The following is a 24,227-nucleotide window of genomic DNA, read 5'->3' on the forward strand; positions in this document are numbered from 1 at the left end:
GCCGGTTCGCAGGCGGAATTTTCATGTGCCGGGAGGCCGATTTGCAGACTGACTTGAATGACGATCCCCAGGCGCTGTTGCCGCCGCCTGGGGGGCTGCTGCGCGACGCCAGCCTGTTCCTAGATTTCGACGGCACGCTGGTCGAATTGCAAGACCGTCCCGATGCGGTCACCGCCGACATCAGCTTGCGCGACTTGATTGCGCGGCTCGGCGCGGTGCTTGATGGCCGGTTGGCCATCGTTACCGGGCGCGCGATCGAGCATATCGAGGTGATGTTCGATGGACTGCCCTTCGCGGTGGCGGGCAGCCACGGCGTCGAGTTCCGCTGGCCCGACGGGCGCGACCTGCAGCCGAGCCTGCCGCCGACGCTCGACGCGGCGCGCGCCGAGGTCCACGCGTTTGCCGCCTCGCGCGAGCATGTGCTGGTCGAGACCAAGCCGTTTGGCGTCGGGCTGCATTACCGCATGGCGCCGCAGCATGAGGACGACGCGCGCGTGCTCGCCGAGCGGCTGGCCGACGAACATGCGCTGCATCTGCAACCGGGGAAGATGATGATCGAATTGCGCGGCGCCACTGGCGACAAGGGGACCGCGATCACGCGGCTGATGGAGGATGCGCCCTTCGCGGGGACGCGTCCGGTGTTCCTTGGCGACGACGTGACCGACGAGGATGGCTTCCACGCGGTGGCGGCGCTCGGCGGGGTGGGGATATTGGTGGGCGATGCGCGCCCGACCGCGGCGGGCTATCGCCTCGCCGACGTGGCGCAGGTGCGCGCCTGGCTGCAGGACGCCGCGCAGGTGACCGCATGACCCCGACGCTCGATCTCTGGCCGATCGGCAATTGCCAGGTCAGCGCGCTCGTCGATCGCGGCGCGCGCTTCGTGTGGGGCTGTGTCCCCCGCGTCGACGGCGACCCGACCTTCTCCTCGCTGATCGACGGGCGCGATCCCGAATCGGACGATGCGGTGGGGTTGTGGGCGATCGACCTCGAGGACTGCGTCTCGATCGACCAATATTATCGCCAGAACACCCCGATCCTGGTCAGCCGGATGACCGATTCGCAGGGCGGGGTGATCGAGGTGACCGATTTCTGCCCGCGCTTCGAACGGCTGGGGCGCACCTATCGCCCGGTCGCCTTCGTGCGCTGCGTCAAGCCGATCGCGGGTAGTCCGCGGATCCGCGTGCGACTTCGACCGACGCGCAACTGGGGCGATTCCTCGGTCGGGCGGACCAGCGGGTCGAACCATATCCGCTTCCTCCTCGACGGCATCCAGCTGCGGCTGTCGACCAACGCGCCGGTGGGGATGCTCGAAGAAGAGCGCGTCTTCCGCGTCGAGCGGCCGCTCCACTTCTTCCTCGGCCCCGATGAAAGCTTCGCGGGCGATCTTTCGACCACGGTCGAGGAGATGCTGACCTATACCACCCAGCATTGGCAGCATTGGGTGCGCGGGCTGGCGACGCCGTTCGAATGGCAGGACGTGGTGATCCGATCGGCGATCACGCTGAAGCTTTGCCAATATGAGGAAACCGGCGCGATCGTCGCGGCGCTGACCACCTCGATCCCCGAACATGCCGGGTCGCAGCGCAACTGGGACTACCGCTATTGCTGGATCCGCGACGCCTATTACACGGTGCAGGCGCTCAACCGCGTCGGCGCGCTCGACGTGCTCGAGGGGTATCTGGGCTATCTGCGCAACATCGTCGATGGCGCCAAGGGCGGCGATATCCAGCCGCTGTACGGTCTGCTGGGCGAAGCCGCGCTGACCGAGCGCGAGGCCGAGCGGCTGGCGGGCTATCGCGGCATGGGGCCGGTTCGCGTCGGCAACCAGGCCTATGAGCAGATCCAGCATGACGCCTATGGCCAGATCGTGCTGTCGAACGTCCAAGCGTTCTTCGACCAGCGATTGTTCCGCATGGCGGGGATCGAGGATTTCGAAGCGCTCGAGCGCGTCGGCGAACGCGCTTGGGAATTGTACGACAAGCCCGATGCCGGGCTGTGGGAGCTGCGCACAAGGCAATCGGTGCATACCTATTCGGCGGCGATGTGCTGGGCGGCGTGCGATCGCCTGGCCAATGCGGCGGGGCGGATCGGCCTGCCTGATCGCGAGAAGTTCTGGACCGGGCGCGCCAACACGATGCGCGCGACGATCGAGCAATCGGCGTGGCGCGAGGATACCCAGCGGCTGTCGGCGACGTTTTCGGGCGACGATCTCGACGCCAGCTTGATCCAGTTGCTCGATCTGCGCTTCCTTTCGCCCGACGACCCGCGCTTCCGCGGGACGCTCAAGGCGGTCGAGGAAGGGCTGCGGCGCGGCAGCCATATGCTGCGCTACGACACCGAAGACGATTTCGGCCTGCCCGAAACCGCGTTCAATGTGTGCACCTTTTGGCTGATCGAGGCGTTGCATTTCACCGGGCGTGACGCCGATGCGCGCGCGTTGTTCGATGAGATGCTCTCGCGGCGCACCGCCGCCGGGCTGTTGTCGGAGGATATCGACCCCGCCACCGGGGAATTATGGGGCAACTATCCCCAGACCTATTCGCTGGTCGGCATGATCAATTGTGCCGTCCTGCTGAGCAAACCATGGAGTGCCATTCGTTGAGCCGCCTCATCATCATCTCCAATCGCGTATCCGCGCCGACTGACTCGAATTCGGGGGCGCAAGGTGGGTTGGCGGTGGCGTTGGCGGCGGCGTTGCGAGAATATAAGGGGATGTGGTTCGGCTGGTCGGGCGAGACCACCGACCACTTCACCGGCCATATCAACTTCCAGCGCGCGCAGGGGGTCACCACCGCCACCGTCGACCTCGAAGAGCAGGACATCGACGAATATTATAACGGCTATGCCAACCGAACGCTGTGGCCGCTGTTTCACTACCGCATCGACTTGGCCGAATATGAGCGCGGTTTCGCGGGGGGCTATCAACGGGTCAATGATCGCTTCGCCGATACCGTCCGTCCGTTGATCGACCCCGACGACGTCGTCTGGATCCAGGACTATCACATGTTTCCGCTCGGCAGCTCGCTGCGCGCGCGCGGGTGCAAGAACCGGATCGGCTTCTTCCTCCACATCCCCTGGCCGCCGCGGCGCTTGCTGGGGGTATTGCCCGAGGCGGCCGAGCTGGTGCGGCATCTGTTCGACTATGACGTCATCGGTTTCCACACCGAGGAATGGCTCGAAAGCTTCTGCGACTATGCAATCGTCGAACTCGGCGCGACGCTCGACGGGCACACGCTGACGCTGGGCGAGCGCGTGCTGCACGTGATGGCCGATCCGATCGGCATCGATGCGACCGAGTTCATCGAAGCGTCGCACAGCCCCACTGCGCGGCTGGCGTTTCGGCGGATGCGCGACAGCGCGGTGGGGCGCGACATGATCGTCGGGGTCGACCGGCTCGATTATTCGAAGGGGCTCGAGGAGCGCTTCCTCGGCTATGAACGCTTCCTCAAAACCTATCCCGAAGAGCGCAAGGAAGTGTTCCTGCTCCAGATCGCGCCCCCCTCGCGCGGCGCGGTCGAGAGCTATCAGAAGATCCGTGCTGCGCTCGAGGGGATGTCGGGACGTATCAACGGCGCCTTCGCCGATGTCGATTGGGTGCCGATCCGCTATGTGAACCAGGGTTATCCGCGCGACCAGCTGGCGGGAATCTATCGCGCCGCGCGGATCGGGCTGGTGACGCCGCTGCGCGACGGGATGAACCTGGTCGCGAAGGAATATGTCGCCGCGCAGGATCCCGAGGATCCCGGCGTGCTGATCCTATCGCGCTTCGCGGGCGCGGCGACCCAGCTGCAGGGCGGGGCGATCCTGATCAACCCCTACAGCGCCGAGGAGATCAGCGACGCGATCGTCCAGGCGCTCAAAATGCCGCGCGACGAGCGGATCACGCGCTGGCGCACGATGATGGACAATGTCGTCAACGAAGACGTAGTGTGGTGGCGCAAGCGCTTCACGCAGGCGCTGATGGGGGATGCCAAGGTCGGCGAGTGACGCGCTGCTGCCTACACTGAGGGAGGAGCTGGGGGGCGGGTTGCGCCCGGCAACCCAACCCGTCACCCCGGCCCTGTGCCGGGGTCCACCGTGCCGCAACCGCGGACGGTGTTCGGGGAGCGGTGGACCCCGGCACAAGGCCGGGGTGACAGCGGGGCCGTCCTGTCGGCCTACTGCGCCGCTACCGCGACCCGCCGGGTCACCTGGGGTGCATTCTCCCACCCGCCGCCGAGCGCCTTGAAGAGATTGACCTGCGCATCGGCCAAAGCCGCGTCCGAATTCGCCAGCGCCGCGCGCGCATCGGCGCGTTCGCGTTCGGATTCGATCAGCTGGAGGAAGCTCTCGGCACCGTAATCGAAGCGCAGCCGCGACAACCGCGCAGCTTCGCCCGCCGAGCGCGTCGCGCGCTGCAATGCGCGGTTGCGGTCGAGCTCGCCGGCATAGCGTGCCAGCGCCTGCTCGACTTCGCGAAGCGCGGTCAGCACGACGCCGTCGAACGCCGCGAGGCTGCCGTCGGCGGTCGCCTCGGCCTGGCGCAGCCGGCTGCGCGCCGCGGTCTGGTTGGGAAAGCTCCACGAGATGAGCGGCCCCAGCGAGAAGTTGAAGCTGTCGTCGTCGACCAGCGTGTCGATCGCGGTCGAGGCGAGGCTGACCGATCCGAGCAACTGGATCGAGGGATAGAGCGACGCGGTCGCCACCCCGACCCGCGCGGTATCGGCGGCAAGCACGCGCTCGGCCTGCCGCACATCGGGGCGTCGGCTGAGCAACGCCGCACCGTTACCGATCGGGATGATCTGCGCGGTACGCGGCGGCGTGGTGCAGGCGCTCGCCGCGGCATCGATCTCGGCGGGCGGGCGCCCGGTAAGCGTTGCGAGCGCATAGAGCGACGCGCGGCGTTCGGCCTCGAGCCCGGGTACCTGCGCCTGCGTCTGCGCGAGCAGCGTATCGGCGCGCTCGAGATCGCGGCGCTGGCCGCGCCCGGCGTCGAACAGCCGGCGCGTCAGGTCGAGCGTCTGCTGCTGGAGCTTCACCGTCTCGCGCGCGACCGCGATCTGGCTGGCGTTGCTGCATGCCGTCGCATAGGCGCGCGCGGTTTCAGCGGCGACCGAAACGCGCGACGCGTCGACCTGGGCCGCCGCCGCATCTACATCGCCGCGCGCCGCCTCGATCGCACGGCTCACGCCGCCGAACAGGTCGATCTCATAGCCCATGTCGAGCCCGGCGGTGTACAGGTCGGTTTCGAACGACGGGATCTGCTGCCCCTCGCCGAACTGCGCACCGAAGCTGTTCGAACCAGTCCGCTGGCGGGTATATTGCGCGCCGAGATCGGTGGTCGGCAGCCGCCGGCCACGCGCCTCGCCCAGCACCGCGCGCGCGCGCTGCAGGTTCGCCGCGGCCTGGCGGATGTCGGTGTTATGCGCCAGCGCCTCGGTGACCAGCCGATCGATGTTCGGATCGTCGTATAGCTGCCACCATTTTTCGGGCAGCGCCTGCGCCGACACCGCGCTCAGCCGCTGGCCCTCGACGAAGGCGGCCTCGCTGGTGATGCCGCCCGGCGTCGCGGGCTTTTCGTAGTCGGGGCCGACCGCGCAGGCCGAAACCATCAGCGCGGCGGTGATCGCTGCCAGCTTCTTCATGCGGGCTCTCCGGCGCTTGGGGTCGGCTGGACCGGCGGGACCGGCTGGACCGGCTGGACCGGGTGACGCGGCTTGCGACGGTCGCGCCAGCGCGCCGCGCGATCCCCCATCCGGCGGCTGATGATGTAGAACGCCGGGGTGAACATCAGGCCGAAGAGCGTCACGCCGATCATCCCGAAGAACACCGCGACGCCCAAAGCTGCGCGAAGCTCGGCACCCGGACCCGATCCGATTACCAGCGGCAGCACGCCGAGGATGAAGGCGATCGAGGTCATCAGGATCGGCCGCAAACGCTGCGCGGCGGCGTGCCGTGCTGCCTCGTACAGTTCGTCCCCCTTGTCCTCGTTCGCCTTGGCGAACTCGACGATCAGGATCGCGTTCTTCGCCGCCAGGCCGATCAGCACCACCAACCCGATCTGGGTGAGGATGTTGTTGTCGAGCCCCATGAAATTGACCCCGAGCAATGCCGCCAACAGGCACATCGGCACGATCAGGATCACCGCGAAGGGCAGCGTCAGGCTCTCGTAATTCGCCGATAGCAGCAGAAAGACGAACAGCACCGCCAGGCCGAAGGCGATGATCGCGGTGTTGCCCGCCTGCTTCTGCTGGAAGGCGAGCTCGGTCCACTCGTAGCTCATGCCTTCGGGCAGCGTCTCGGCGGCGATGCGCTCCATCGTCGCCAGGCTCTGGCCGGTGGAGAAACCGGGTACGGTATCGCCCTGCAATTCGGCCGAGGGATAGAGATTGTAGCGCACCACGCGATACGGTCCGCTGTCGTCGCGCAGCGTCATCACCGCATCGAGCGGCACCATCTGCCCCGATGCCGATCGTGTCCGCAGCCGACCGACGTCGGACGTCTCGTCGCGATACGGCGCGTCGGCCTGCGCGGTCACGCGGAAGGTGCGGCCCAAGAAGTTGAAGTCGTTGATGTACGACGACCCCAGATAGGTGCCGAGCGTCGAGAAGATGCTCGCCACCGGCACGCCGAGCTGTTCGGCGCGTTCGCGATCGATGTCGGCGAACAACCGCGGCGTCTTGGTGTTGAAGAGCGTGAAGCCGCCGGCGATTCCCGGCGCGGTATTCGCCTTCATCATCATCTGGAACGCCGCTGCCTCGAGCGCGCCATAGCCGCGGTTCTGGCGATCCTCGATCATCATCTTCCAGCCGCCGCCGGTGCCGATTCCCTGGACGGGGGGCGGCGGGATGACGAGCAGCATGCCCTGGGTCAGCTGGCTGAACGCGCCGCGCAGCATATTGGCGACGTCGTCGGTCGACGGGCGTTCCTCGTGCCCCTTCATCGTCACGAACATCGCCGCGGTGTTGGGCGCTGCCGAGAAGCTTGCGCCGTCGAGCCCAACAAAGGCGATCGTGTCCTTCACATAGTCGTTCTGCTTCGCCAGCGTCTGCGCGCGCAGCATCATCTCGGTCGTCCGCTCAAGCGATGCGCCCGGCGGCAACTGCGCCGCAACGATGACATAGCCTTGGTCCTGCGGCGGGATGAACCCCGTCGGGGTGGCGTAGAATTGCCAGCCGGCCGCCGCGATCAGCAGCACATAGGCGACCGCGACGATGCCGAGCATCCGGATCGCGCGCGCGGTGAGCCGGCCATAGCGATCGGCAAGCCATTCGAACCCGCGGTTGAAGCCGCGTGCAAAGCGCGTCGGCCAGCCGCGGACGCCGCGGCGGGGCTCTACATCGTGATGCTGCTTGGGCTTGAGGATCAGCGCGGCGAGCGCGGGCGACAGCGTCAGCGACACGAAGGCCGAGATCGCGGTGGCCGACACGATCGTCAGCGCGAACTGCTGGTAGAAGGTACCCGAAATACCCGGGATGAAGCTGGTTGGGATGAACACCCCGCACAGCACCAGCGCGATCGCGATCAGTGCGCCCGAGACTTCGTCCATCGTTTCATGCGCGGCGGCAAGCGGGCTGAGCCCCTTTTCCTCCATCAATCGCTCGACATTCTCGACGACGACGATCGCGTCATCGACGACGATGCCGATCGCAAGCACCAGACCGAACAGCGACAGGTTGTTGAGCGAGAAGCCGAAGGCGAGGAGCACGGCCAGCGCGCCGACCAGCGAGACCGGGATCGCGATGATCGGGATGAGCGCCGCGCGCCAGCTCTGCAGGAAGATGAGGACGACAAGGCTGACCAGGATGATCGCTTCGATCAGCGTCGAATAGACCGCGTCGATCGAGGCCGAGATATATTCGGTCGGGTTGTACGGGATCTCGTACTTCATCCCCGGCGGGAAGGACGCGGCTGCTGCGTCGAGCTCGGCGATGACGGCATCGGCGGTGCTGAGCGCGTTCGATCCGGGCAGCTGCGACACCGCGACCGCGGTGACGGGCTTGCCGTTGAGGAAAGCGTTGATCGAATAGGTTTCGGCACCAAGCTCGATGCGCGCGACATCGCGCAGCCGGGTGAGCGCGCCACCTTCCCCGCGCTTGACGATGATCTCGCCGAACTGCTCGGGGGTGGTGAGGCGCCCTTCGGCCTGGATGCCGAGCTGGAAGGCGTTCTTACCAGTGTTGAACGGCGGCGAGCCGACCGAGCCAACCGCTGCCTGCGCGTTCTGCGCGCGGACAGCCGAGGTGATTTCATCGACTGTCAGGTTGCGTGCGGCGGCCTGGTCGGGGTCGATCCAGACGCGCATATTATAGTCCCGCCCGCCGAAGCTCTGTGCGTTGCCGACCCCCGACACGCGCGAGATCCGGTCGAGCACCTGGGTGCCGACATAGTTCGAAACATATTCCTGGCTGAGCGAGCCGTCGGGTGACGAGAACATCGCGACCATCAGGAAGTCGGGCGAGTTCTTGAGCACCGTCACGCCGATCTGGCGCGTCTGTTCGGGCAAGCGCGGCTCGGCCGAGGCGACGCGGTTCTGCACCAGCACCTGCGCCTGGTCGGCATCGGTGCCCTGCGCGAAGGTAACCGTGATCTGGGTCTGGCCGTCGCCGGTGTTCGACGAGGACATGTAGATCATGTTCTCGACGCCGTTGACCGCTTCCTCGATCGGTGCAGCGACGGTCTCGGCGAGCGTTTCGGCGCTGGCACCGGGGAAGGACGCGGTGACGACCACCGTCGGCGGCGCGATCTCAGGGTATTGCGTCACCGGCAGCGCGGGTAGCGCGACCAGGCCGAACACCAGGATGAGGATCGACAGGACCGCCGCGAAGATCGGGCGATCGATGAAGAAATGCGGGAATTTCATGTCAGTTCGCCGCGCTTGCGTCGGAGGCCGGCGGCGTGGTCACCGGCATCGACGCCGGCGAACCGCTGCCCTGCTTCAACTGGATCCGGGTCAGCTTGGCCTGCACCGGCATCCCCGGCTGGAGCGCGGTGAGACCCGCAATCACGACGCGATCGTTCAGCTTGAGCCCTTCGCGTACTACCCGCAACCCATCGGCGGGCGGGCCGGTGACGACCGGGCGCTGCGCGGTCTTGCCGTCGGCGCCGACGACATAGACGAAGCGACGCGTCTGGTCGGTGACGATCGCCTCGTCGGGGATCAGCATCGCGCGATAGCTGCCCGAGCCGAGCAGCCGCGCGCGACCGAACATGCCCGGCGTCAGGAAGCCGTCGGGGTTCTGGATCACCGCATGCGCGCGGATCGTGCCCGAATTGGGGTCGATCGCATTGTCGACGAAATCCATCCGCCCGCGCCAGTTCCAGCCACTCTCGTCGGCCAGCTGGACTTCGATCGGGTTGCCGGTGTCGCGCGACGAGCTGCGCTCGCCGCTCTGATCCTGGCGGCGATATTTGAGGTAGAATGCCTCGGCGCCATCGAAGACGAACCAGATCGGGTTGGTCGAGACGATCCGCGTCAGCACGGTCTGGCCGTCGCTGACGAAATTGCCCGTGCTGACGCGCCGGTTCGAGACGCGGCCCGAAATCGGTGCGCGGACGGTGGTGAAGGAGAGGTTCAGCTCGGCGGTTTGGGTCTGCGCGCGCGCTGCGGCGACATCGGCCTGCGCGGTGCGGAGCGTTGCCTGGTTGGTCTCGAATTCCTCACGGCTCACCGCCTGCGCCGCTAGCAGCTTCTCGGCCCGCTGCAATTCGCTGCGCGCGTTGGCGAGCGTTGCCTGTGCGCGCTGGCCCTGCGCCTGTGCCTGCGCCAGCGCGGCGCGATAGGGACGCGGATCGACCACGAACAGCGGCTGGCCTTTCTGAACCTGCTGGCCATCGGTGAACAACACGCTGGTGATCGTGCCGGTCGCTCGCGGGCGGATTTCGGCATCCTGCACGGCTTCGAAGCGGCCGACATATTCGTCCCAGTCGCGAATCTGGCGCTCGATCGGGTTGGCGACCGTAACCTGCATCGGCGGCGGGGCTGGGGGCGCTGCGGGACCCGAGCATGCCGCGAGCATGAATGCCGACATCAGCGGCAGCGCGGCGGCAAGCCGACGCGGGTTCTTATGCTTCGTCGTTACCTGCTGCATCGCCGTTCACCCCTTGCATTCAACATATTTTTGTCGGCGAACGGGAAGTGCGTTCGCAACCGCAACATTGCAATAGCCTGAACGATAATAATTGAACACTGCCGTTCAAAAGCTCGGATTTCCCTGGTGGATCAACATCCGTGGTTGCATTGCCCGCCGAAGCCGGGATGGCATGGAGCAGCAAAACCGGTGTGTAGGGGGTGGATATGACAATTGGAGTCGGGCTGGTCGGCTACGGCCTAGCCGCCAAGGTTTTCCACGCGCCGTTGGTCGCGTCCGTCGCCGGGCTGGCGTTGCGATCGGTGGTGTCGAGCGATGCGGCCAAGGTGCACGCCGACCTGCCGGGGATGCGCGTGGTGCCCGATCTGGCGGCGATGCTGGCCGACGCCTCGATCGATCTGGTGGTGATTGCGACCCCCGATGCGCTGCATGCCGAGCAGGCGATCGTCGCGCTCGACGCGGGGCGGCATGTCGTGGTCGACAAGCCGTTCGCGCTCACATTGACCGATGCGCAGGCTGTCGTCGATGCTGGCGATCGTGCCGGGCGGATGGTGTCGGTGTTCCACAATCGCCGCTGGGATGCCGATTTCGTGACGCTGCGCCGGCTGATCGGCGAAGGCGTGCTGGGCGAGGTGATGCAGGTCGAGAGCCATTTCGATCGCTTTCGCCCGCACGTCGCCGAGCGCTGGCGCGAACATGCCGGCGCCGGGGTGTGGAACGATCTGGGGCCGCATCTGATCGACCAGGCTTTGGTCCTGTTCGGGATGCCCGAGCGCGTGACGGCCGATCTCGCGATCCAGCGCGCGGGGGGCAAGGCGCCCGATTATGCGCATGTCACGCTCGCTTATCCGCAGCTCCGGGTGGTTCTGCATGCGAGCATGACGATGCCCGCGGGGGCACTCCGTTTCGCGGTGCATGGCATGCTCGGGAGCTGGGTGAAGCATGGGCTCGACCCGCAGGAGGCGGCGCTTCGGGCGGGGGCGTTGCCGGGGACGCCCGGCTGGGGGATCGATCCGGTCGCGGCGGAGCTTTCGCTGGTCGGCGCGGATGGCGCGGTCGAAAGCCGCCCAATTGCCTGCGATGCGGGCGACTACCGCGCCTTCTATGCGGGTGTCGCGGCGTCGATCGGCGGGGAGGGGGCGAACCCGGTGCCGGTTGCGCAGGCGCTCGACGTCATGCGCGTGCTCGAGGCGGCGCGGCGCTCGGCGAGTGAGGGACGCAGCGTGGCGCTGTAGCTCTGCCACGGTTTAAGCATTCCGACCCCGCCCCGTTCGTGCTGAGCTTGTCGAGGCGCCGTCCGTTTCTTTCCGGCCGGCACGTAGAAAGAAGAACGGTCCTTCGACAGGCTCAGGACGAACGGGGTAGGTTCAGCAGCCTCAATCCCGTTCGGCGATCAGGTCGAGTACGTCGCCGATGATTACCGTCATCGCGCGATGCGCGCCTTCGACGTCGCGGCGCTCGATCGCGTCGGCCACCGCGGCATGATCGACGATGTTGGCCGAGCGCCCCTTGATCTTGTTGGTGAAGCGGATCGAGGTGCGGAGCGCGGTCGAGACCAGCATCTGGAATTGTTCGTAGAACGGGTTCTTCGACGCGCGCAGGATCGCCAGATGAAAGGCGATGTCGGCATCGAGCGCATCGCCGTCGCCGCGTTCGGCGGCGGTCATCGCGTCCAATCCGCCGCGGATCGCGCGCAGGTCGGCGGCATCGTGGAAGCGCGCGGCGAGCGATGCCGCCGCAGGCTCGATGCCGATCCGCAGCTGGTTGAACTGGCGCAGCAATTCGACCGAGAATTTGCGCTCGAGCAGCCAGCGCAGCACGTCGGGGTCGAACAGATTCCACGCCTGCGCGGGCTGGACGATCGTGCCCTGGCGCGGGCGCGCGCTGACCAGCCCCTTGGCGGTCAGCATCTTCACCGCCTCGCGCGTCACCGATCGGCTGACGCCGTGGACCTTGGCGATCTCGGCTTCGGTGGGAAAGGGGCGGTCGGCATAGACCCCGGTCACGATCGCGCGGCCGAGCACTTCGAGCATGCCGTGCGTCAGGTTGCGGCCAAGCTCGGGCCGCACGAAAACGCTATCCTCTTCGATCATCCCTATCCCCATCGGCGGGCTGTTTGATACAGCTGCTTGGCTTTGTCACCCGCTTCGGCGCTCGACACTAGCATTTTATCGTATAAATGCGCTGGACGGTCGACAACGCAGGACGAGGACGCGGCTATGGGGCTTTCGACGATCGATCTGGTCGTGGTGATCGTGTACGCGATCTTCATCTTCGGACTCGCCCAATTCGTGTCGCGCGAAAAGGGCGGCAAGGAGAAGGACACCAGCGATTATTTCCTGGCGTCGAAATCGCTGCCCTGGTGGGCGATCGGCGCGTCGCTGATCGCGGCCAACATCTCGGCCGAGCAGATCGTCGGCATGTCGGGCTCGGGCTATGTCATGGGGCTGGCGATCGCCTCTTATGAATGGATGGCGGCGATCACGCTGCTGATCGTCGGCAAATTCTTTTTGCCGATCTTCCTGAAAAACGAAATCTACACGATGCCGCAGTTCCTCGAGCAGCGGTACGGCCCGAATATCCGCACGTTGATGGCGATCTTCTGGCTGGCGCTGTACATTTTCGTGAACCTGACCGCGATCCTGTGGCTGGGGTCGATCGCGGTGAACAAGGTGGCGGGCGTCGACCAGATGGTCGCGCTGTTCGGGCTCGGACTGTTCGCGTTGCTGTACCAGCTTTACGGTGGCCTCAAGGCGGTGGCATTGACCGACATCGTCCAGGTGACGTTGCTGGTGTTCGGCGGCCTGACGATCTCGGCGCTGACGCTCAACGAAGTCGGTGGCGGGCAGGGGGTGCTGGCCGGGTTCGGGGTTCTGCTCGATCGCGCGCCCGAGAAGTTCAACATGATCCTCGAGCCCGGCGAAGTCGGCTATCAGGAGCTGCCCGGCATCGCGGTGCTGGTGGGCGGCATGTGGATCGCGAATCTGAGCTATTGGGGGTTCAACCAATATATCATCCAGCGCGCGCTGGCGGCCAAGAACCTGGCCGAGGCGCAAAAGGGGATCGTGTTCGCCGCAGGCCTAAAGCTGCTGATGCCGCTAGTCGTCGTGGTGCCGGGGCTGGCGGCGGTGATCCTCGCGCCGGGGCTCAATCCCGCCGACGAAGCCTACCCCACGATGATGCGCTATCTGCCCTCGGGACTGCTGGGGCTGGTGTTCGCCGCGCTGATGGCGGCGGTGGTCGCCTCGACCGCGTCGAAGATCAATTCGATCGCGACGATCTTCACGCTCGACCTCTACGCCAAGTTCCGTGACATCCCGACGGTGGCCGAAGACGGCGCGGCGCGGACCGGCCGCGAGAAGCATCTGGTGCTGATCGGTCGTTCGTCGGCGGCGGTGGCGACGGTGATCGCGTTGTTCACCGCGCGGCCTTTGCTCGGCGGATCGGACCAGGCGTTCCAGTTCATCCAGGAGTTTTCGGGCTTCTTCACGCCAGGGATCACGGTGATCTTCCTGCTGGGGCTGTTCTGGAAGCGCGCGAGCGAATGGGGCGCGATCGCCGCCGCGGTCGGATCGGTGGTGCTGTCCTATCTGTTCAAGGTGGGGATGCCCGACATGCCGTTTATCAACCGCATGGGGCTGGTGTTCATCATTGCGCTGGTGCTCGCCGTCGTCCTGTCGCTGGTGAAGCCGGGGGCTGCGGGCAGCGACCGGATCACCGCCGAGGGGGTGAGCTTCCGCACGACGCCGAGCTTCAACGTCGCCGCGTTCGCGATCGTCGGGGTCGTGATCGCACTCTATGCGTCGATGTGGTGAGCCGATGACCGACGCATTCATCGCGGTCGATTGGGGCACCACCAACCGCCGCGCTTATCGGATCGAGGGTGGTATCGTCGCGGCGAGCGAGCGCGGCGGGCCGGGGGCTGCGGCGACGCCGGCCGAGGCGTATCCCGCCGAAGTGGCGGGTTTGCGCGACCGGCTGGGCGATCTGCCGATGTTGCTGGGCGGGATGGTCGGATCGACGATCGGATGGCGCAGCGTGGCTTATGCCAGCGCGCCGGCGGGGCTGGGCGATCTGGTCGCGGCGGTCGAGTGGATCGACGATCGCACCGGGATCGTGCCGGGGGTGTCGATCGTGCAGGGCATGCAGGGCGACGTCATGCGCGGTGAGGAATTGCAGATCCTCGGCGCGGTGGCGGCCGGCATGGTGCCGGGCGATGCGCTGGTCTGCCAGCCGGGTACGCATTGCAAATGGGCGACGGTGGCGGCGGGGCGGATTGCAAGTTTCACCACCGCGATGACCGGCGAGCTTTTCGGGCTGCTGCGGACGCATAGCGTGTTGAAGGGGCAGCTCATGGGCGACGTCACGCCCGGCGATGCCTTTGTCGAGGGCGTCCGCGAAGGCGCCAAGCGCGACCTCGCCGCCAGCCTGTTCGGCGTCCGCGCCGCCAGCGTGCTGGGACTGCGGGACAATGCCGATGTGCCAAGCTATGCCAGCGGGCTGCTGATCGGTGCCGATGTCGCCGCGCGGATCGAGGCGGGCATGACGGTGTATCTGCTCGCAGATGCCAATCTGGGCGCGCTCTATGCCGCTGCAATTTCGACGCTGGGCGGCCAATCGGTCGCGATCGACAGCGAAGCCGCGTTTCTTGCCGGCGTCACACATCTTTGGGAGCTTGCCCGATGACGAACCTCCACCGTTTCGACGCCGCCTTTGCCGCCTGCCCGCTGGTGGCGATCCTGCGCGGGGTTCGCCCCGACGAGATCGAGGCGATCGGCGACGCGCTAGTCGAGGCGGGGTTCACGCTGATCGAAGTGCCGCTCAATTCGCCCGACCCGTTCGCGAGCATCGAATTGCTCGCCCGACGCTTCGGTGATCGCGCGGTGGTCGGCGCGGGGACGGTGCTGACGGTAGAGGACGTGCTGCGCGTCGAGGCGACCGGCGGCACGCTGATCATCGCCCCCAACGCCAATCCTTCGGTGATCTCGGCGGCGGCCGAGCGCGGGCTGGTCGCGATGCCGGGGATCGCCACCCCCACCGAAGCCTTTGCTGCGCTGGCGGCGGGCGCGGCGGCGCTGAAACTGTTCCCGGCGGAAGCCGCAAGTCCCAAGGTGCTCAAGGCGATGCGCGCAGTGCTGCCCAAGGATCTTCGGATGCTGCCGGTTGGCGGTATCACGCCCGAGGCGATGGGGCCTTGGCGCGAGGCGGGCGCGGCCGGGTTCGGGCTGGGGTCGGCGCTCTACGCCCCCGGCATGACCGCAGCCCAAGTCGGTGAGCGCGCGCGCGCCTTCGTCGCGGCGCTGCCCTCAGCCGGCTAGCCGCTGCGCCACTAGCGGGGTCACCCGATCGGCCACCCGCTCGACGCCCTTGGCGTTGGGGTGGATCCGATCGGGCAGCATCAGCGCGGGATCGCCGATCACGCCGTCGAGGATGAAGGGGTAGAGCGCCGCGCCATATTCCCTGGCGAGATCGGTATAGATCGCGTTGAACGCGGCGACATATTCGGGGCCGAGATTGGGCGGGGCGACCATGCCGGTCAGCACCACCGGCACCTCGCGCCGACGCAATTCGTCGAGCATCGCCACCAGATTGGCGCGCGTTTCGGCGGCGGGGATCTGGCGCAGCACGTCGTTGCCGCCTAGCCCCAACAGCACGAGGTCGGGCTTGCGCGGCAGATTGTCGAGCGCGAAGGCCAGCCTCTGGCGGCCCGCCGCGCTGGTGTCGCCCGATACGCCGGCGTTGACCAGCGTCGCGTTGATGCCGTCGGCGCGGAGCCGGTTCTGCACCGCATCGGGCAGGCTCTGGCCGCGGCCCAGTTGGTAGCCTGCGTACAGGCTGTCGCCGAACGCTAGCACCAGCTTTTCCTCGCCGACCGGGCGCGCCGCCGCGACGGTCTTTTCAACGGTGGTCGCGGTGTTTTCGGCCACCGGCAGCGCTTCATCGCCGCAGGCGGCTAGGCATGCCGCTTGGAGAATGGCCGCCGCCGTCACATATCGCTTGTTCAAACTAGCCAAGGTCCAGCCCACTCCATGCATTCCCCACAGCTGCGCGATATGGTCATCGATGCGCGCGATGTCACGCTGACGCTCGGCAGCGGCGATGCGGCGACGCAGATTTTGCGCGGCATCGACCTGGCGGTGCCGCGCGGCCAGAGCGTCGCGCTGCTGGGGCCATCGGGATCGGGCAAGTCGTCGCTGATGGCGATATTGTCGGGGCTCGAGCGCGCGACCGGGGGCAGCGTCGCGGTGGCGGGGCTCGATTTCGGCGCGCTCGACGAGGATTCGCTGGCGCGTGCGCGGCGGGGGCGGATCGGCATCGTGCTCCAGGCCTTCCATCTGCTGCCGACGATGACCGCGCGCGAGAATGTCGCGGTGCCGATGGAGCTGGCCGGCGTCGCCGACGCCTTCGAGCGCGCCGATGCCGAGCTGGCGGCGGTGGGCTTGGGCCATCGTATCGGTCATTACCCCAGCCAATTGTCAGGCGGCGAGCAGCAGCGGGTGGCGATCGCGCGCGCGCTGGGGCCGCGTCCCGATCTGGTGTTCGCCGACGAACCCACCGGCAATCTCGACACCGCGACCGGCGCGGCGATCATGGATTTGCTGTTCGAGCGGCAGGCGGCGGCGGGGGCAACCTTGGTAATCATCACGCATGATCCGGCATTGGCGGTCCGCTGTGATCGCGTGGTGACCTTGGGTGACGGCCTGATCGTCGAGGATCGCGCGGCGTGAGCGATTGGGGAATCGCCTGGCGGCTGGCGCGGCGCGAATTGAGCCTGCGCTTTCGCGGGCTGCGGCTGTTGCTCGCCTGCCTGTTTTTGGGCGTCGGCGCGCTGGCGGCGATCGGCAGCCTGACCCAGGCGATCGGCGGCGAGCTCGCCGCACGCGGCCAGACGATCCTGGGCGGCGACGTCGAGTTCGAGATTTCGCAGCGCGCCGCCGACGATGCCGAACGCGCGGCGATGGCGCGGCTGGGCACCGTCTCGCAGAGCGTGCGGATGCAGGCGACCGCGGTCGGCGGCGATCCGGGCAGCCCGCGCATCGTGCCGATCGACCTGAAGGGTGTCGATCGCGAATATCCGCTCTATGGGCGGCTGACGCTGCGCGATGGCCGCAGCGTCGGCGCGCCCGATGCCGAGACGGTGTGGATCGCGCCGGCGCTCGCCGACCGGCTGCGCGTGGGGCAGGGCGATCGCTTCCGTATCGGATCGGCGAGCTTCACCGTCGGCGGGATCATCGCCCAGGAACCCGACCGATTGGGCGAGGGCTTCACCCTGGGGCCGGTCGCGATGGTATCGCTCGACGGCATCGCGCGCACCGCGCTCGTCCAGCCAGGCAGCCTGTACGCGACGCGCTACCGTATCCAGATGCCAGCCTCGCGCGATCCCAAGACCGTCGAGGAAGCGTGGAACAAGGCGTTTCCCGTTGCCGGCTGGGAAACCAAGACGCGCGAAGGCGCGTCGCCCAGCGCCGCGCGCTTCATCGACCGGATGGGGCAGTTCCTGCTGCTGGTCGGGCTGTCGGCGCTGGTGATCGCGGGGATTGGCGTGGGCAACGGCGTGACCTCGTATCTCGCGGCGCGGCGCGGCAGCATCGCGGCGCTGAAAGTACTCGGCGCGACGTCGGGGGTAATCGCACGGGTATATCTGTTGCAGATCGGTGTGGTCGCCGTGGCAGGGATCGCCGCCGGGCTGCTGGCGGGCGTGGTCGCGGTGCCGCTGATCGTATGGGCGGCGGGCGACGTCCTGCCGGTCGCGCCGGAATTCCAGGTGCAGTTGGTGCCATTGGTGCTGGCGGCTGCCTATGGCCTGCTGATTGCGCTGGCCTTCACCGCGCGCCCGTTGATCGCCGCGGGACGCGTGCCGGCCGCCGGGTTGCTTCGCGGCGTGATCGGGGAGCGTCGGGTGCCCTGGCGGCATTCGTTGCCCTGGGTGGGCGGCGCGGGGGCGGCGATCCTCGTGCTGGCGTTGGCGACCGCCGAACAGCCGTTGCTCAGCGCGGGCTTCCTTGCCGCCGTCGCTGCGGTCCTGCTGCTGCTGGCGGGCGTCGGCATGCTGGTGCGGCGCACCGCCGCGCGGCTACCTCGGTCGCGCCGGCCGCTGCTGCGGCTTGGCATCGCCGCGCTGCACCGTCCCGGATCGCGCACTGGCGCGCTGGTCGTCGCGCTGGGCCTCGGCCTGACGCTCTTCGTTCTGCTGGCGGCGATCCGCACCAGCATCGATAGCAATATCGCGAGTTCGGTGCCGCAGCGCGCCCCTGCGCTGTTCGCGCTCGACGTCCCGCCGCCGCGCGAAGCCGATTTCCGCGCGACGATCGCCGCGATCGAGCCGCGCGCGGTGGTGGCGACCGTCCCCGCGATGCGCGGCACCGTCACCGGCTATCGCGACGTCCGCGTCGCCGATCTCGAGGAACTACCCGAAGGCGCCTGGGCGCTTCGCGGCGAACGCGGGCTGACCTATGCGGCGACCTTGCCCGAAGGCAGCGAACTCGTCGCCGGGCGCTGGTGGCCGCGGGATTATGCCGGGCCGCCCTTGGTGTCGGTCGACGAGCGGCTCGCCGAAGCGATCGACCTCAAGATCGGCGATCCGATCAGCGTCAGCCTGCTCGGGGTCGAACGCACCGCGCGGGTGGCGTCGTTCCGCAAGATCAATTGGGACACGCTGGGCTTCAACTATGTCCTGGTGTTCAGTCCCAACGCCATCGCCGATGCGCCGCATAACCTGGCGGCGACGATCGAGCTGCCCAAGGGGCGCGAGCGCGCGGTGCTCAACGCCCTGGTGCCGCGCTTCCCCTCTATCTCGGTGATCGAGGTCGGCGGGGTGCTGGCGCAGGTGCGCGACATCGTCGGCGCGATGGCGACCGCGATCGCGGCGGCGGCGTCGGTCGCGATCCTGGCGGGGCTCGCGGTGCTGGTCGGCGCGATCGCCGCGACGCGCGAAGCACGGACCTATGACAGCGTGATCCTCAAGACGCTCGGCGCGACGCGCGGGCAGGTGCTGTGGGTGCAGGCGATCGAATATCTGCTGCTCAGCGCGATCCTTGCCGCGCTCGCGCTCGCGCTCGGCTTGGGCGGCGCATGGTATGTCGTGACGCAGTTGTTCAGCTTCGAATGGCTGCCCGATTATGGCGCCGTCGGCGCGACGCTCGCGGCGGGCGTAGTGGTGACCACCGTCATCGGCGTTCTGGGCGCATTGCCGGTGCTCAACGCCCGCCCGGCGCGGGCGCTGCGAGAGCTGTAGCCGCGCTCAGGGCGCGACCATGCCGCGCGGCAGCTCCTCGACGGGGGGCAGCTCGCCGCGCATCGCCGCGTCGAACTGCGGCTTGTCGAGCGCATTCTCCCAGCGCGATACCACGACCGTCGCCACGGCGTTGCCGATGAAGTTCGTCAGGCTGCGGCATTCGGACATGAAGCGATCGACCCCCAGGATCAGCGCCATCCCCGCGACCGGCACCGACGGCACGATCGACAGCGTCGCCGCCAGCGTGATGAAGCCCGCGCCGGTGACCCCCGCCGCACCCTTCGACGACAGCATCGCGACGCTCAGCAGCAGCAATTGCTCGCCGATCGTCAGGTCGACATTGGTCGCCTGCGCAATGAACAGCGCCGCCATCGTCATGTAGATGTTGGTGCCGTCGAGGTTGAAGCTGTAGCCGGTCGGCACCACCAGCCCGACGATCGATTTGGGGCAGCCCGCGCGCTCCATCTTCTCGATCAGCGACGGCAGCGCGCTTTCGGACGACGAGGTGCCGAGCACCAGCAGCAATTCGGCCTTGAGATAACCGATCAGCTTGAAGATCGAAAAGCCGCACAGCCGCGCGACGCTGCCCAGCACGACGATCACGAACAGCAAGGCGGTGAGGTAGAAGGTAGCCACCAGCGCCGCGAGGTTGGCGAGCGTTCCCAGCCCATAGGCGCCGATCGTGAACGCCATCGCGCCGAACGCCCCCACCGGCGCCGCGCGCATGACGATCGAGACGAGCTTGAAGAAGACCGTCGAGACGTCCTCGAGCAGGCTCAGCACGCGCTCGCCCTTGTCGCCCACCAACGCCAGCGCGACGCCGAACAAGATCGCGACGAACAGCACCTGCAGGATGTTGCTCTGCGTCAGCGCGCCGGTGAAGGTGGCGGGAATGATGTCGAGCAGGAAGCCCGTGAGCGTCGATTGCTGCGCCTTCGAGGCATAGTCGGCAACCGCCCCGGCATCGAGCGTCGCGGGGTCGATGTTCAGCCCCGCGCCCGGCTGGACGAGATTGCCGACGACCATCCCGATCACCAACGCGAAGGTGGAGAAGAACAGGAAATAGGCGAACGCCTTGCCCGCGACCCGCCCGACCGAGGCGAGATCGCGCATCCCGGCGATGCCGGTGACGATCGTCAGGAAGATGACCGGGGCGATGATCATCTTGACCAGCTTGATGAAGGCATCGCCGAGCGGCTTGAGCGCTTCGCCCGTCGCGGGGTAGAAATGCCCGACCGCGACGCCGGCGACGATCGCCAGCAGCACCTGGGCATAGAGGTGGCGGTACCAGGGCTTGCGCGCCGACGGCGTGAAGCTGTCGGCCAGCGGGGCGATCGTTGGGAGCGACATCGGTATCTTCCTAGACTGACCGCAATCATGCGGCGAGCCAGGCGATAGACGGCATGGCGCGGAATTTTACCAGTGCGTGTCGGCGAACCGATCCAGCAGCGACACGAAAAAATGGCCCGCCGATACGCAACCGGCGGGCCAGGGCATTACATCGCGTCGGCCATCTTCACCGCGTCGTCGACATCGGCGGCAGCGCCCTTGTCGTCGCCGGTGATCCGGCCGGCGCCTGCCCCCGCGCCGAGATCGACCCCGGTGGTCGGATCGCCGGTCGGCACCGATGCGGTGCGCACGGCGAGCTTTTCGGCGGTCTTGGCATCGGCCTTGTCGAGGACGACCGAGGCCGAACCGTCGCCATCATCGAACGGCATCGTCTGTTCGAGGTCGTCGATCCGCTCCCACTGCTCGCCCGAATTCCACGGGCCGTCCATATCGCCTTCGCCCTGCGACGTGTTGACATAGACATTGGCGTATTTCTCGATCCCCGGCAGCTTGCCCGACGGGAAATTGTCCTCGATCGCGTAGAGCGCCTTTTCGAACGACTTCTGATGCGCGATTTCACGCGTCATCAGGAAGCCCAGCGCGTCCTTGATGCCGGGATCGTCGGTAATGTTGATCAGCCGCTCATAGACGATCTTGGCGCGGCTCTCGGCGGCGATGTTCGAGCGCAGATCGCACGTCGGATCGCCGCGGCTGTCGATATAGGCGGCGGTCCATGGCACGCCCGACGAGTTTGTCAGCGAGGGGCCGCCACCGTACAGCAACGACTGGGTGTGGCTGTTGCCGCCCTTCGTCATCGACAGATACAGTTCTGCCTCTTCCATCGAAGCTTCGGCTAGTTGTGCCTTTGCGCCCTTGTTGAGCATCGCGACGATCGAGCCGATCACTTCGAGATGGCTGAGTTCTTCGGTCGCGATGTCGATCAACAGATCCTTGCGGCCCGGATCGAGTTCGCCGAGCCCCTGAGTGAAGTAACGCATCGCTGCCGCAAGCTCGCCATCGGCGCCGCCGAACTGCTCGAGCATCAGCGACGCCAACACCGGGTTGGGTTCAGCAACGCGAACAGTATATTGCAGCCGTTTGTTGTGCATGAACATCGGCAGGTTCCAGTTCTGTCAGGAGGTGGCAGAAGAACGGGTCGTCAACGGCGATGTTCCGATGATTATATACCTAAAGTCGATAATTGATCTCGATCAGGACGATTTGCTGATGCGCCTAATGGGTCGGAGATATTTTTAGCGCATTTACAGCAATGTAGACATGTGATGTGCGCGCGGCGCGGATCGACGGACTGACCGTCGGCTTAAGGTGGAGCCGCAAGCGTTTCGAGCGTGATACCATCGGCTTGCCCGCCGAACCATCGATCGATCGCCTCGCCGAAGATCGGGGAACCGCCCGCCGCGGCGAACAGCGTCAGCGAGGAGCGAAGCTTGAGCGCGTCGACAGCGCCGAACACCGCAGCAGCATCGGCGGGCTCTGGAAGCTGCTGCAGCGCCGAAACACACGCCAGCAGCCGCGGACCCAGCATCGGGTGCGCCAGATAGGCGATGGCTTCGGCGCGCGACGCGATCGCATAATGCTGCGCAATGTCGCTGCGGCCAAGCCCGGCGATCTGCGGAAAGATGAACCACATCCAGTGGCTCCGCTTTCGCCCCTCGCCGATCTCCGCCAGCGCGGTTGCATATACCTCGCGCTGCGCCAGCACGAAGCGATCGAGATTGAACCCGCCTGTCATCATTCGAGCCTCCCAGTCATTGCGGCGCAAAAAATGTCGGAACTTCGATAGTTAATCCGTTAGGGCGGGGTTGGTTGCTGCGAGCCCGCCTTTGTGCAACCCGCTTTAGCGCGATTTATCCGTCCCGATCGAAAGACGCCCATGCTGATGAATCAAAGCCCGCTCGCCCCGATGGTGCGCAAGCTCGAACAATGGGCAACGCTCACCGACGTCGAACGTGAGGCATTGCTGGCGCTGCCCTATGTGCTGCAGTCGCTCGCCCCCAATGAGGCGATCATCAAGGAAGGCGATCGCGCGACGCATTCCTGCCTGCTGCGATCGGGGTTCGCCTATCGGCAAAAGCTCGTGCGCACCGGCGCCCGGCAGATTCTCGCGGTACATATGGCGGGTGACATGGTCGATCTGCAGAACTCGCTGTTGCGGATCGCCGATCACGGGGTGCTGGCGCTCACCGCGGCCGAGGTCGCCTTCATTCCGCGCGAAGCGGTGCTCGACGTGGCGTTCAAGCACCGCACGATCGGCGAGGCGCTGTGGTTCGACACGCTGGTCGATGGATCGCTGTTCCGCGAACGGATCGTCGGCATCGGGCGCCGCGACGGCGCCACCCGCATCGCGCATCTGCTGTGCGAGTTCGGCCTTCGGCTCGAGGTCGCCGGGCTGGGCAGCCACCATGAATATGAATTGCCGATGACGCAGGAAGAGCTTGGCGACTGCCTGGGGCTGACACCGGTACACGTGAATCGGATGTTGCGGATATTGTCCGACGAAGCGCTGATCGAACGCAAACAGCGCGCGGTCCGGATCGTCGATTGGGCAGGGCTGGTTCGGCGGGGCGATTTCGACGGCAGCTATCTGCACATGCGCTCCGAATGCGCGCGGCTTTGGAATCCGGTTTCCTAGCGGATCAGCAACACCGGGGTGCGGACGGTGCGGATCATCGTCGTGGTCGTGCTGCCGACGATCAGCGAGCGCAGCCGCGAATGGCCATAGGCGCCCATCATCAGCATCGCGCCGGGTGTCGCCGCCACGATGTCGGCGATGACCTGCTCGGGTTTGCCCTTTTGCAGCGTGGTGGTCATCGCATGCCCGACGCTCAACTGCGCGGTAGCAGACTTGAGCGCGATGCGATGACCGACATGTTCGCTGTCGGCCATCACGATATGCACCGGCAGCCCGGCCAGCAGCGGCGAATTGACCAGCCGTTCGAGCGCGCGATCGGCGGCAGGGCTGGCGTCATAGGCGAACACGATCCGCTCGGGCGGCCCGGCGGTGCGGCTGGCGATCAGGATCGGCTTGTTGCTGGCACGCACGACGCGTTCGATCTTCGATCCGACATGGTCGATCGCGAATTCATGGCTGGCGCCGCGCTTGCCGATGACGACGATCCGCGCGTCGGCTTCCTGCTCGAGGATCGTCTCGACGATGCCGCCCTGGCGGTGGAGCGCCCGCACCTCGGCGATGCCACTCTCGCGCAGCCGTGCTTCGCCTGCCTGCAGCAAAATCTCGCTTCGTTCGCCCTGGAAGCGCGCATCGGCGGCGTCGAGCTGCGCCAGCTCGGCGACCAGATCGGTCTTGGCACCCGGCCCGATCGCACCCGCCAGCGCGCTGCTCGCGGCATCCTTGCGCTGGACGACGTGGAGCAGTTCGACCGGCATCTCGAGCCGCTTGGCGGCCCAGGCGGCGAGGTCGCAGACCGCATTGGCGTAGCTCGAGGCATCGATACAGGCGAGGATGTTCTGCAGGGTCAATCTCCTAATCGATCGCCGCGGGGTTGCGCTGGCGCCCCCGACCGGTCGAACCACGACGATAAAGGGGCTTTGGCACGGGCTGGCGCCGATGC

19 protein-coding genes are annotated in these 24,227 nt (G+C 66.8%); 10 read left to right on the forward strand and 9 right to left on the reverse strand.

The genetic code is table 11. From position 1 onward, the window contains the following. Positions 1 to 53 precede the first annotated feature (53 nt). The 3 genes from otsB to NMP03_RS02340 are packed head-to-tail and all read left to right on the forward strand — an operon-like array spanning position 54 to position 3,987. Positions 54 to 809 (forward strand): trehalose-phosphatase, encoded by a 756-nt coding sequence (otsB, locus tag NMP03_RS02330; RefSeq protein WP_256506937.1) that lies wholly within the window; start codon positions 54 to 56, stop codon positions 807 to 809. Continuing rightward, positions 806 to 2,602, forward strand: coding sequence for a glycoside hydrolase family 15 protein (locus tag NMP03_RS02335; RefSeq protein ID WP_256506938.1), 1,797 nt, complete (start codon positions 806 to 808; stop codon positions 2,600 to 2,602). Before otsB ends, NMP03_RS02335 begins: the two co-directional genes overlap by 4 nt. After that, positions 2,599 to 3,987: an alpha,alpha-trehalose-phosphate synthase (UDP-forming) gene (locus tag NMP03_RS02340; protein ID WP_406698106.1), complete on the forward strand. Its 1,389-nt coding sequence runs from the start codon at positions 2,599 to 2,601 to the stop codon at positions 3,985 to 3,987. Before NMP03_RS02335 ends, NMP03_RS02340 begins: the two co-directional genes overlap by 4 nt. Positions 3,988 to 4,157: 170 nt before the next feature. On the opposite strand, the gene NMP03_RS02345 is transcribed toward NMP03_RS02340, so the two are convergent. The 3 genes from NMP03_RS02345 to NMP03_RS02355 are packed head-to-tail and all read right to left on the reverse strand — an operon-like array spanning position 4,158 to position 10,070. Then, complete coding sequence (locus NMP03_RS02345) at positions 4,158 to 5,624, reverse strand: efflux transporter outer membrane subunit (RefSeq protein ID WP_256506940.1); 1,467 nt, start codon at positions 5,622 to 5,624, stop codon at positions 4,158 to 4,160. Continuing rightward, entirely contained in the window at positions 5,621 to 8,842 is a 3,222-nt protein-coding gene (locus tag NMP03_RS02350) for an efflux RND transporter permease subunit (RefSeq protein ID WP_256506941.1), read from the reverse strand. Before NMP03_RS02350 ends, NMP03_RS02345 begins: the two co-directional genes overlap by 4 nt. Position 8,843: 1 nt before the next feature. After that, positions 8,844 to 10,070: an efflux RND transporter periplasmic adaptor subunit gene (locus NMP03_RS02355; RefSeq protein ID WP_256506942.1), complete on the reverse strand. Its 1,227-nt coding sequence runs from the start codon at positions 10,068 to 10,070 to the stop codon at positions 8,844 to 8,846. Positions 10,071 to 10,276: 206 nt separating this feature from the next. Here NMP03_RS02355 and NMP03_RS02360 point away from each other — a divergent pair, with 206 nt between their 5' ends. Continuing rightward, the gene (locus NMP03_RS02360; RefSeq protein WP_256506943.1) at positions 10,277 to 11,305 is read left to right on the forward strand and encodes an oxidoreductase; all 1,029 of its coding nucleotides are present in this window, start codon (positions 10,277 to 10,279) and stop codon (positions 11,303 to 11,305) included. Between the two features lie 141 nt (positions 11,306 to 11,446). Here NMP03_RS02360 and NMP03_RS02365 read toward each other — a convergent pair whose 3' ends face one another. Then, positions 11,447 to 12,163 (reverse strand): FadR/GntR family transcriptional regulator, encoded by a 717-nt coding sequence (locus tag NMP03_RS02365; protein ID WP_256506944.1) that lies wholly within the window; start codon positions 12,161 to 12,163, stop codon positions 11,447 to 11,449. Between the two features lie 126 nt (positions 12,164 to 12,289). Between NMP03_RS02365 and NMP03_RS02370 the strand changes: the two genes are divergently transcribed. From NMP03_RS02370 to NMP03_RS02380, 3 genes are read left to right on the forward strand one after another with little or no spacing between them, the layout of a single operon-like run. Next, the gene (locus NMP03_RS02370) at positions 12,290 to 13,885 is read left to right on the forward strand and encodes a sodium/sugar symporter (protein ID WP_256506945.1); all 1,596 of its coding nucleotides are present in this window, start codon (positions 12,290 to 12,292) and stop codon (positions 13,883 to 13,885) included. A gap of 4 nt (positions 13,886 to 13,889) precedes the next feature. Beyond that, complete coding sequence (locus NMP03_RS02375; RefSeq protein ID WP_256506946.1) at positions 13,890 to 14,756, forward strand: 2-dehydro-3-deoxygalactonokinase; 867 nt, start codon at positions 13,890 to 13,892, stop codon at positions 14,754 to 14,756. Further along, on the forward strand, positions 14,753 to 15,388 hold the full coding sequence (locus NMP03_RS02380) for a 2-dehydro-3-deoxy-6-phosphogalactonate aldolase (RefSeq protein WP_256506947.1): 636 nt from the start codon (positions 14,753 to 14,755) through the stop codon (positions 15,386 to 15,388). Before NMP03_RS02375 ends, NMP03_RS02380 begins: the two co-directional genes overlap by 4 nt. On the opposite strand, the gene NMP03_RS02385 is transcribed toward NMP03_RS02380, so the two are convergent. After that, a complete protein-coding gene (locus NMP03_RS02385; RefSeq protein ID WP_406698111.1) occupies positions 15,377 to 16,105 on the reverse strand; it encodes an arylesterase in 729 nt (242 codons plus the stop codon). The genes NMP03_RS02380 and NMP03_RS02385 overlap by 12 nt on opposite strands. Here NMP03_RS02385 and NMP03_RS02390 point away from each other — a divergent pair. Beyond that, positions 16,100 to 16,798, forward strand: a complete 699-nt coding sequence (locus tag NMP03_RS02390; protein ID WP_256506949.1) for an ABC transporter ATP-binding protein — start codon at positions 16,100 to 16,102, stop codon at positions 16,796 to 16,798. The two genes, NMP03_RS02385 and NMP03_RS02390, sit on opposite strands and share 6 nt — an antisense overlap. Then, positions 16,795 to 19,305 (forward strand): ABC transporter permease, encoded by a 2,511-nt coding sequence (locus tag NMP03_RS02395; RefSeq protein WP_256506950.1) that lies wholly within the window; start codon positions 16,795 to 16,797, stop codon positions 19,303 to 19,305. The genes NMP03_RS02390 and NMP03_RS02395 overlap by 4 nt, the downstream gene beginning before the upstream one ends. A 6-nt stretch (positions 19,306 to 19,311) precedes the next feature. Here NMP03_RS02395 and NMP03_RS02400 read toward each other — a convergent pair whose 3' ends face one another. From NMP03_RS02400 to NMP03_RS02410, 3 genes are all read right to left on the reverse strand, one after another. Beyond that, complete coding sequence (locus NMP03_RS02400) at positions 19,312 to 20,655, reverse strand: dicarboxylate/amino acid:cation symporter (protein ID WP_256506951.1); 1,344 nt, start codon at positions 20,653 to 20,655, stop codon at positions 19,312 to 19,314. A gap of 146 nt (positions 20,656 to 20,801) precedes the next feature. Next, positions 20,802 to 21,749 carry a manganese catalase family protein gene (locus NMP03_RS02405; RefSeq protein WP_256506952.1) on the reverse strand — a complete coding sequence of 316 codons (948 nt, stop codon included), beginning with the start codon at positions 21,747 to 21,749 and terminating at the stop codon, positions 20,802 to 20,804. 206 nt (positions 21,750 to 21,955) lie between these two features. Further along, positions 21,956 to 22,387 (reverse strand): DUF1810 domain-containing protein, encoded by a 432-nt coding sequence (locus NMP03_RS02410; RefSeq protein ID WP_256507983.1) that lies wholly within the window; start codon positions 22,385 to 22,387, stop codon positions 21,956 to 21,958. Between the two features lie 141 nt (positions 22,388 to 22,528). On the opposite strand from NMP03_RS02410, the gene NMP03_RS02415 reads away from it, so the two are divergent. Further along, positions 22,529 to 23,287, forward strand: a complete 759-nt coding sequence (locus NMP03_RS02415) for a Crp/Fnr family transcriptional regulator (RefSeq protein WP_256506953.1) — start codon at positions 22,529 to 22,531, stop codon at positions 23,285 to 23,287. Here the strand turns inward: NMP03_RS02415 and NMP03_RS02420 are convergent. Beyond that, positions 23,284 to 24,135: a universal stress protein gene (locus NMP03_RS02420; protein WP_256506954.1), complete on the reverse strand. Its 852-nt coding sequence runs from the start codon at positions 24,133 to 24,135 to the stop codon at positions 23,284 to 23,286. The genes NMP03_RS02415 and NMP03_RS02420 overlap by 4 nt on opposite strands. Between the last annotated feature and the right edge of the window lie 92 nt (positions 24,136 to 24,227).

This window comes from Sphingomonas qomolangmaensis (genome assembly GCF_024496245.1).
In the GTDB taxonomy this organism is placed as follows: Bacteria; Pseudomonadota; Alphaproteobacteria; order Sphingomonadales; family Sphingomonadaceae; genus Sphingomonas; species Sphingomonas qomolangmaensis.

Excerpts from the sequence above, each read along its gene's own strand:
- NMP03_RS02335 (WP_256506938.1), top strand. The coding sequence starts at position 806 with ATGACCCCGACGCTCGATCTCTGGCCGATCGGCAATTGCCAGGTCAGC.
- NMP03_RS02345 (WP_256506940.1), bottom strand. The coding sequence starts at position 5,624 with ATGAAGAAGCTGGCAGCGATCACCGCCGCGCTGATGGTTTCGGCCTGC.
- NMP03_RS02350 (WP_256506941.1), bottom strand. The coding sequence starts at position 8,842 with ATGAAATTCCCGCATTTCTTCATCGATCGCCCGATCTTCGCGGCGGTC.
- NMP03_RS02355 (WP_256506942.1), bottom strand. The coding sequence starts at position 10,070 with ATGCAGCAGGTAACGACGAAGCATAAGAACCCGCGTCGGCTTGCCGCC.
- NMP03_RS02360 (WP_256506943.1), top strand. The coding sequence starts at position 10,277 with ATGACAATTGGAGTCGGGCTGGTCGGCTACGGCCTAGCCGCCAAGGTT.
- NMP03_RS02365 (WP_256506944.1), bottom strand. The coding sequence starts at position 12,163 with ATGATCGAAGAGGATAGCGTTTTCGTGCGGCCCGAGCTTGGCCGCAAC.
- NMP03_RS02370 (WP_256506945.1), top strand. The coding sequence starts at position 12,290 with ATGGGGCTTTCGACGATCGATCTGGTCGTGGTGATCGTGTACGCGATC.
- NMP03_RS02375 (WP_256506946.1), top strand. The coding sequence starts at position 13,890 with ATGACCGACGCATTCATCGCGGTCGATTGGGGCACCACCAACCGCCGC.
- NMP03_RS02380 (WP_256506947.1), top strand. The coding sequence starts at position 14,753 with ATGACGAACCTCCACCGTTTCGACGCCGCCTTTGCCGCCTGCCCGCTG.
- NMP03_RS02390 (WP_256506949.1), top strand. The coding sequence starts at position 16,100 with ATGCATTCCCCACAGCTGCGCGATATGGTCATCGATGCGCGCGATGTC.
- NMP03_RS02385 (WP_406698111.1), bottom strand. The coding sequence starts at position 16,105 with ATGCATGGAGTGGGCTGGACCTTGGCTAGTTTGAACAAGCGATATGTG.
- NMP03_RS02400 (WP_256506951.1), bottom strand. The coding sequence starts at position 20,655 with ATGTCGCTCCCAACGATCGCCCCGCTGGCCGACAGCTTCACGCCGTCG.
- NMP03_RS02405 (WP_256506952.1), bottom strand. The coding sequence starts at position 21,749 with ATGTTCATGCACAACAAACGGCTGCAATATACTGTTCGCGTTGCTGAA.
- NMP03_RS02410 (WP_256507983.1), bottom strand. The coding sequence starts at position 22,387 with ATGACAGGCGGGTTCAATCTCGATCGCTTCGTGCTGGCGCAGCGCGAG.
- NMP03_RS02415 (WP_256506953.1), top strand. The coding sequence starts at position 22,529 with ATGCTGATGAATCAAAGCCCGCTCGCCCCGATGGTGCGCAAGCTCGAA.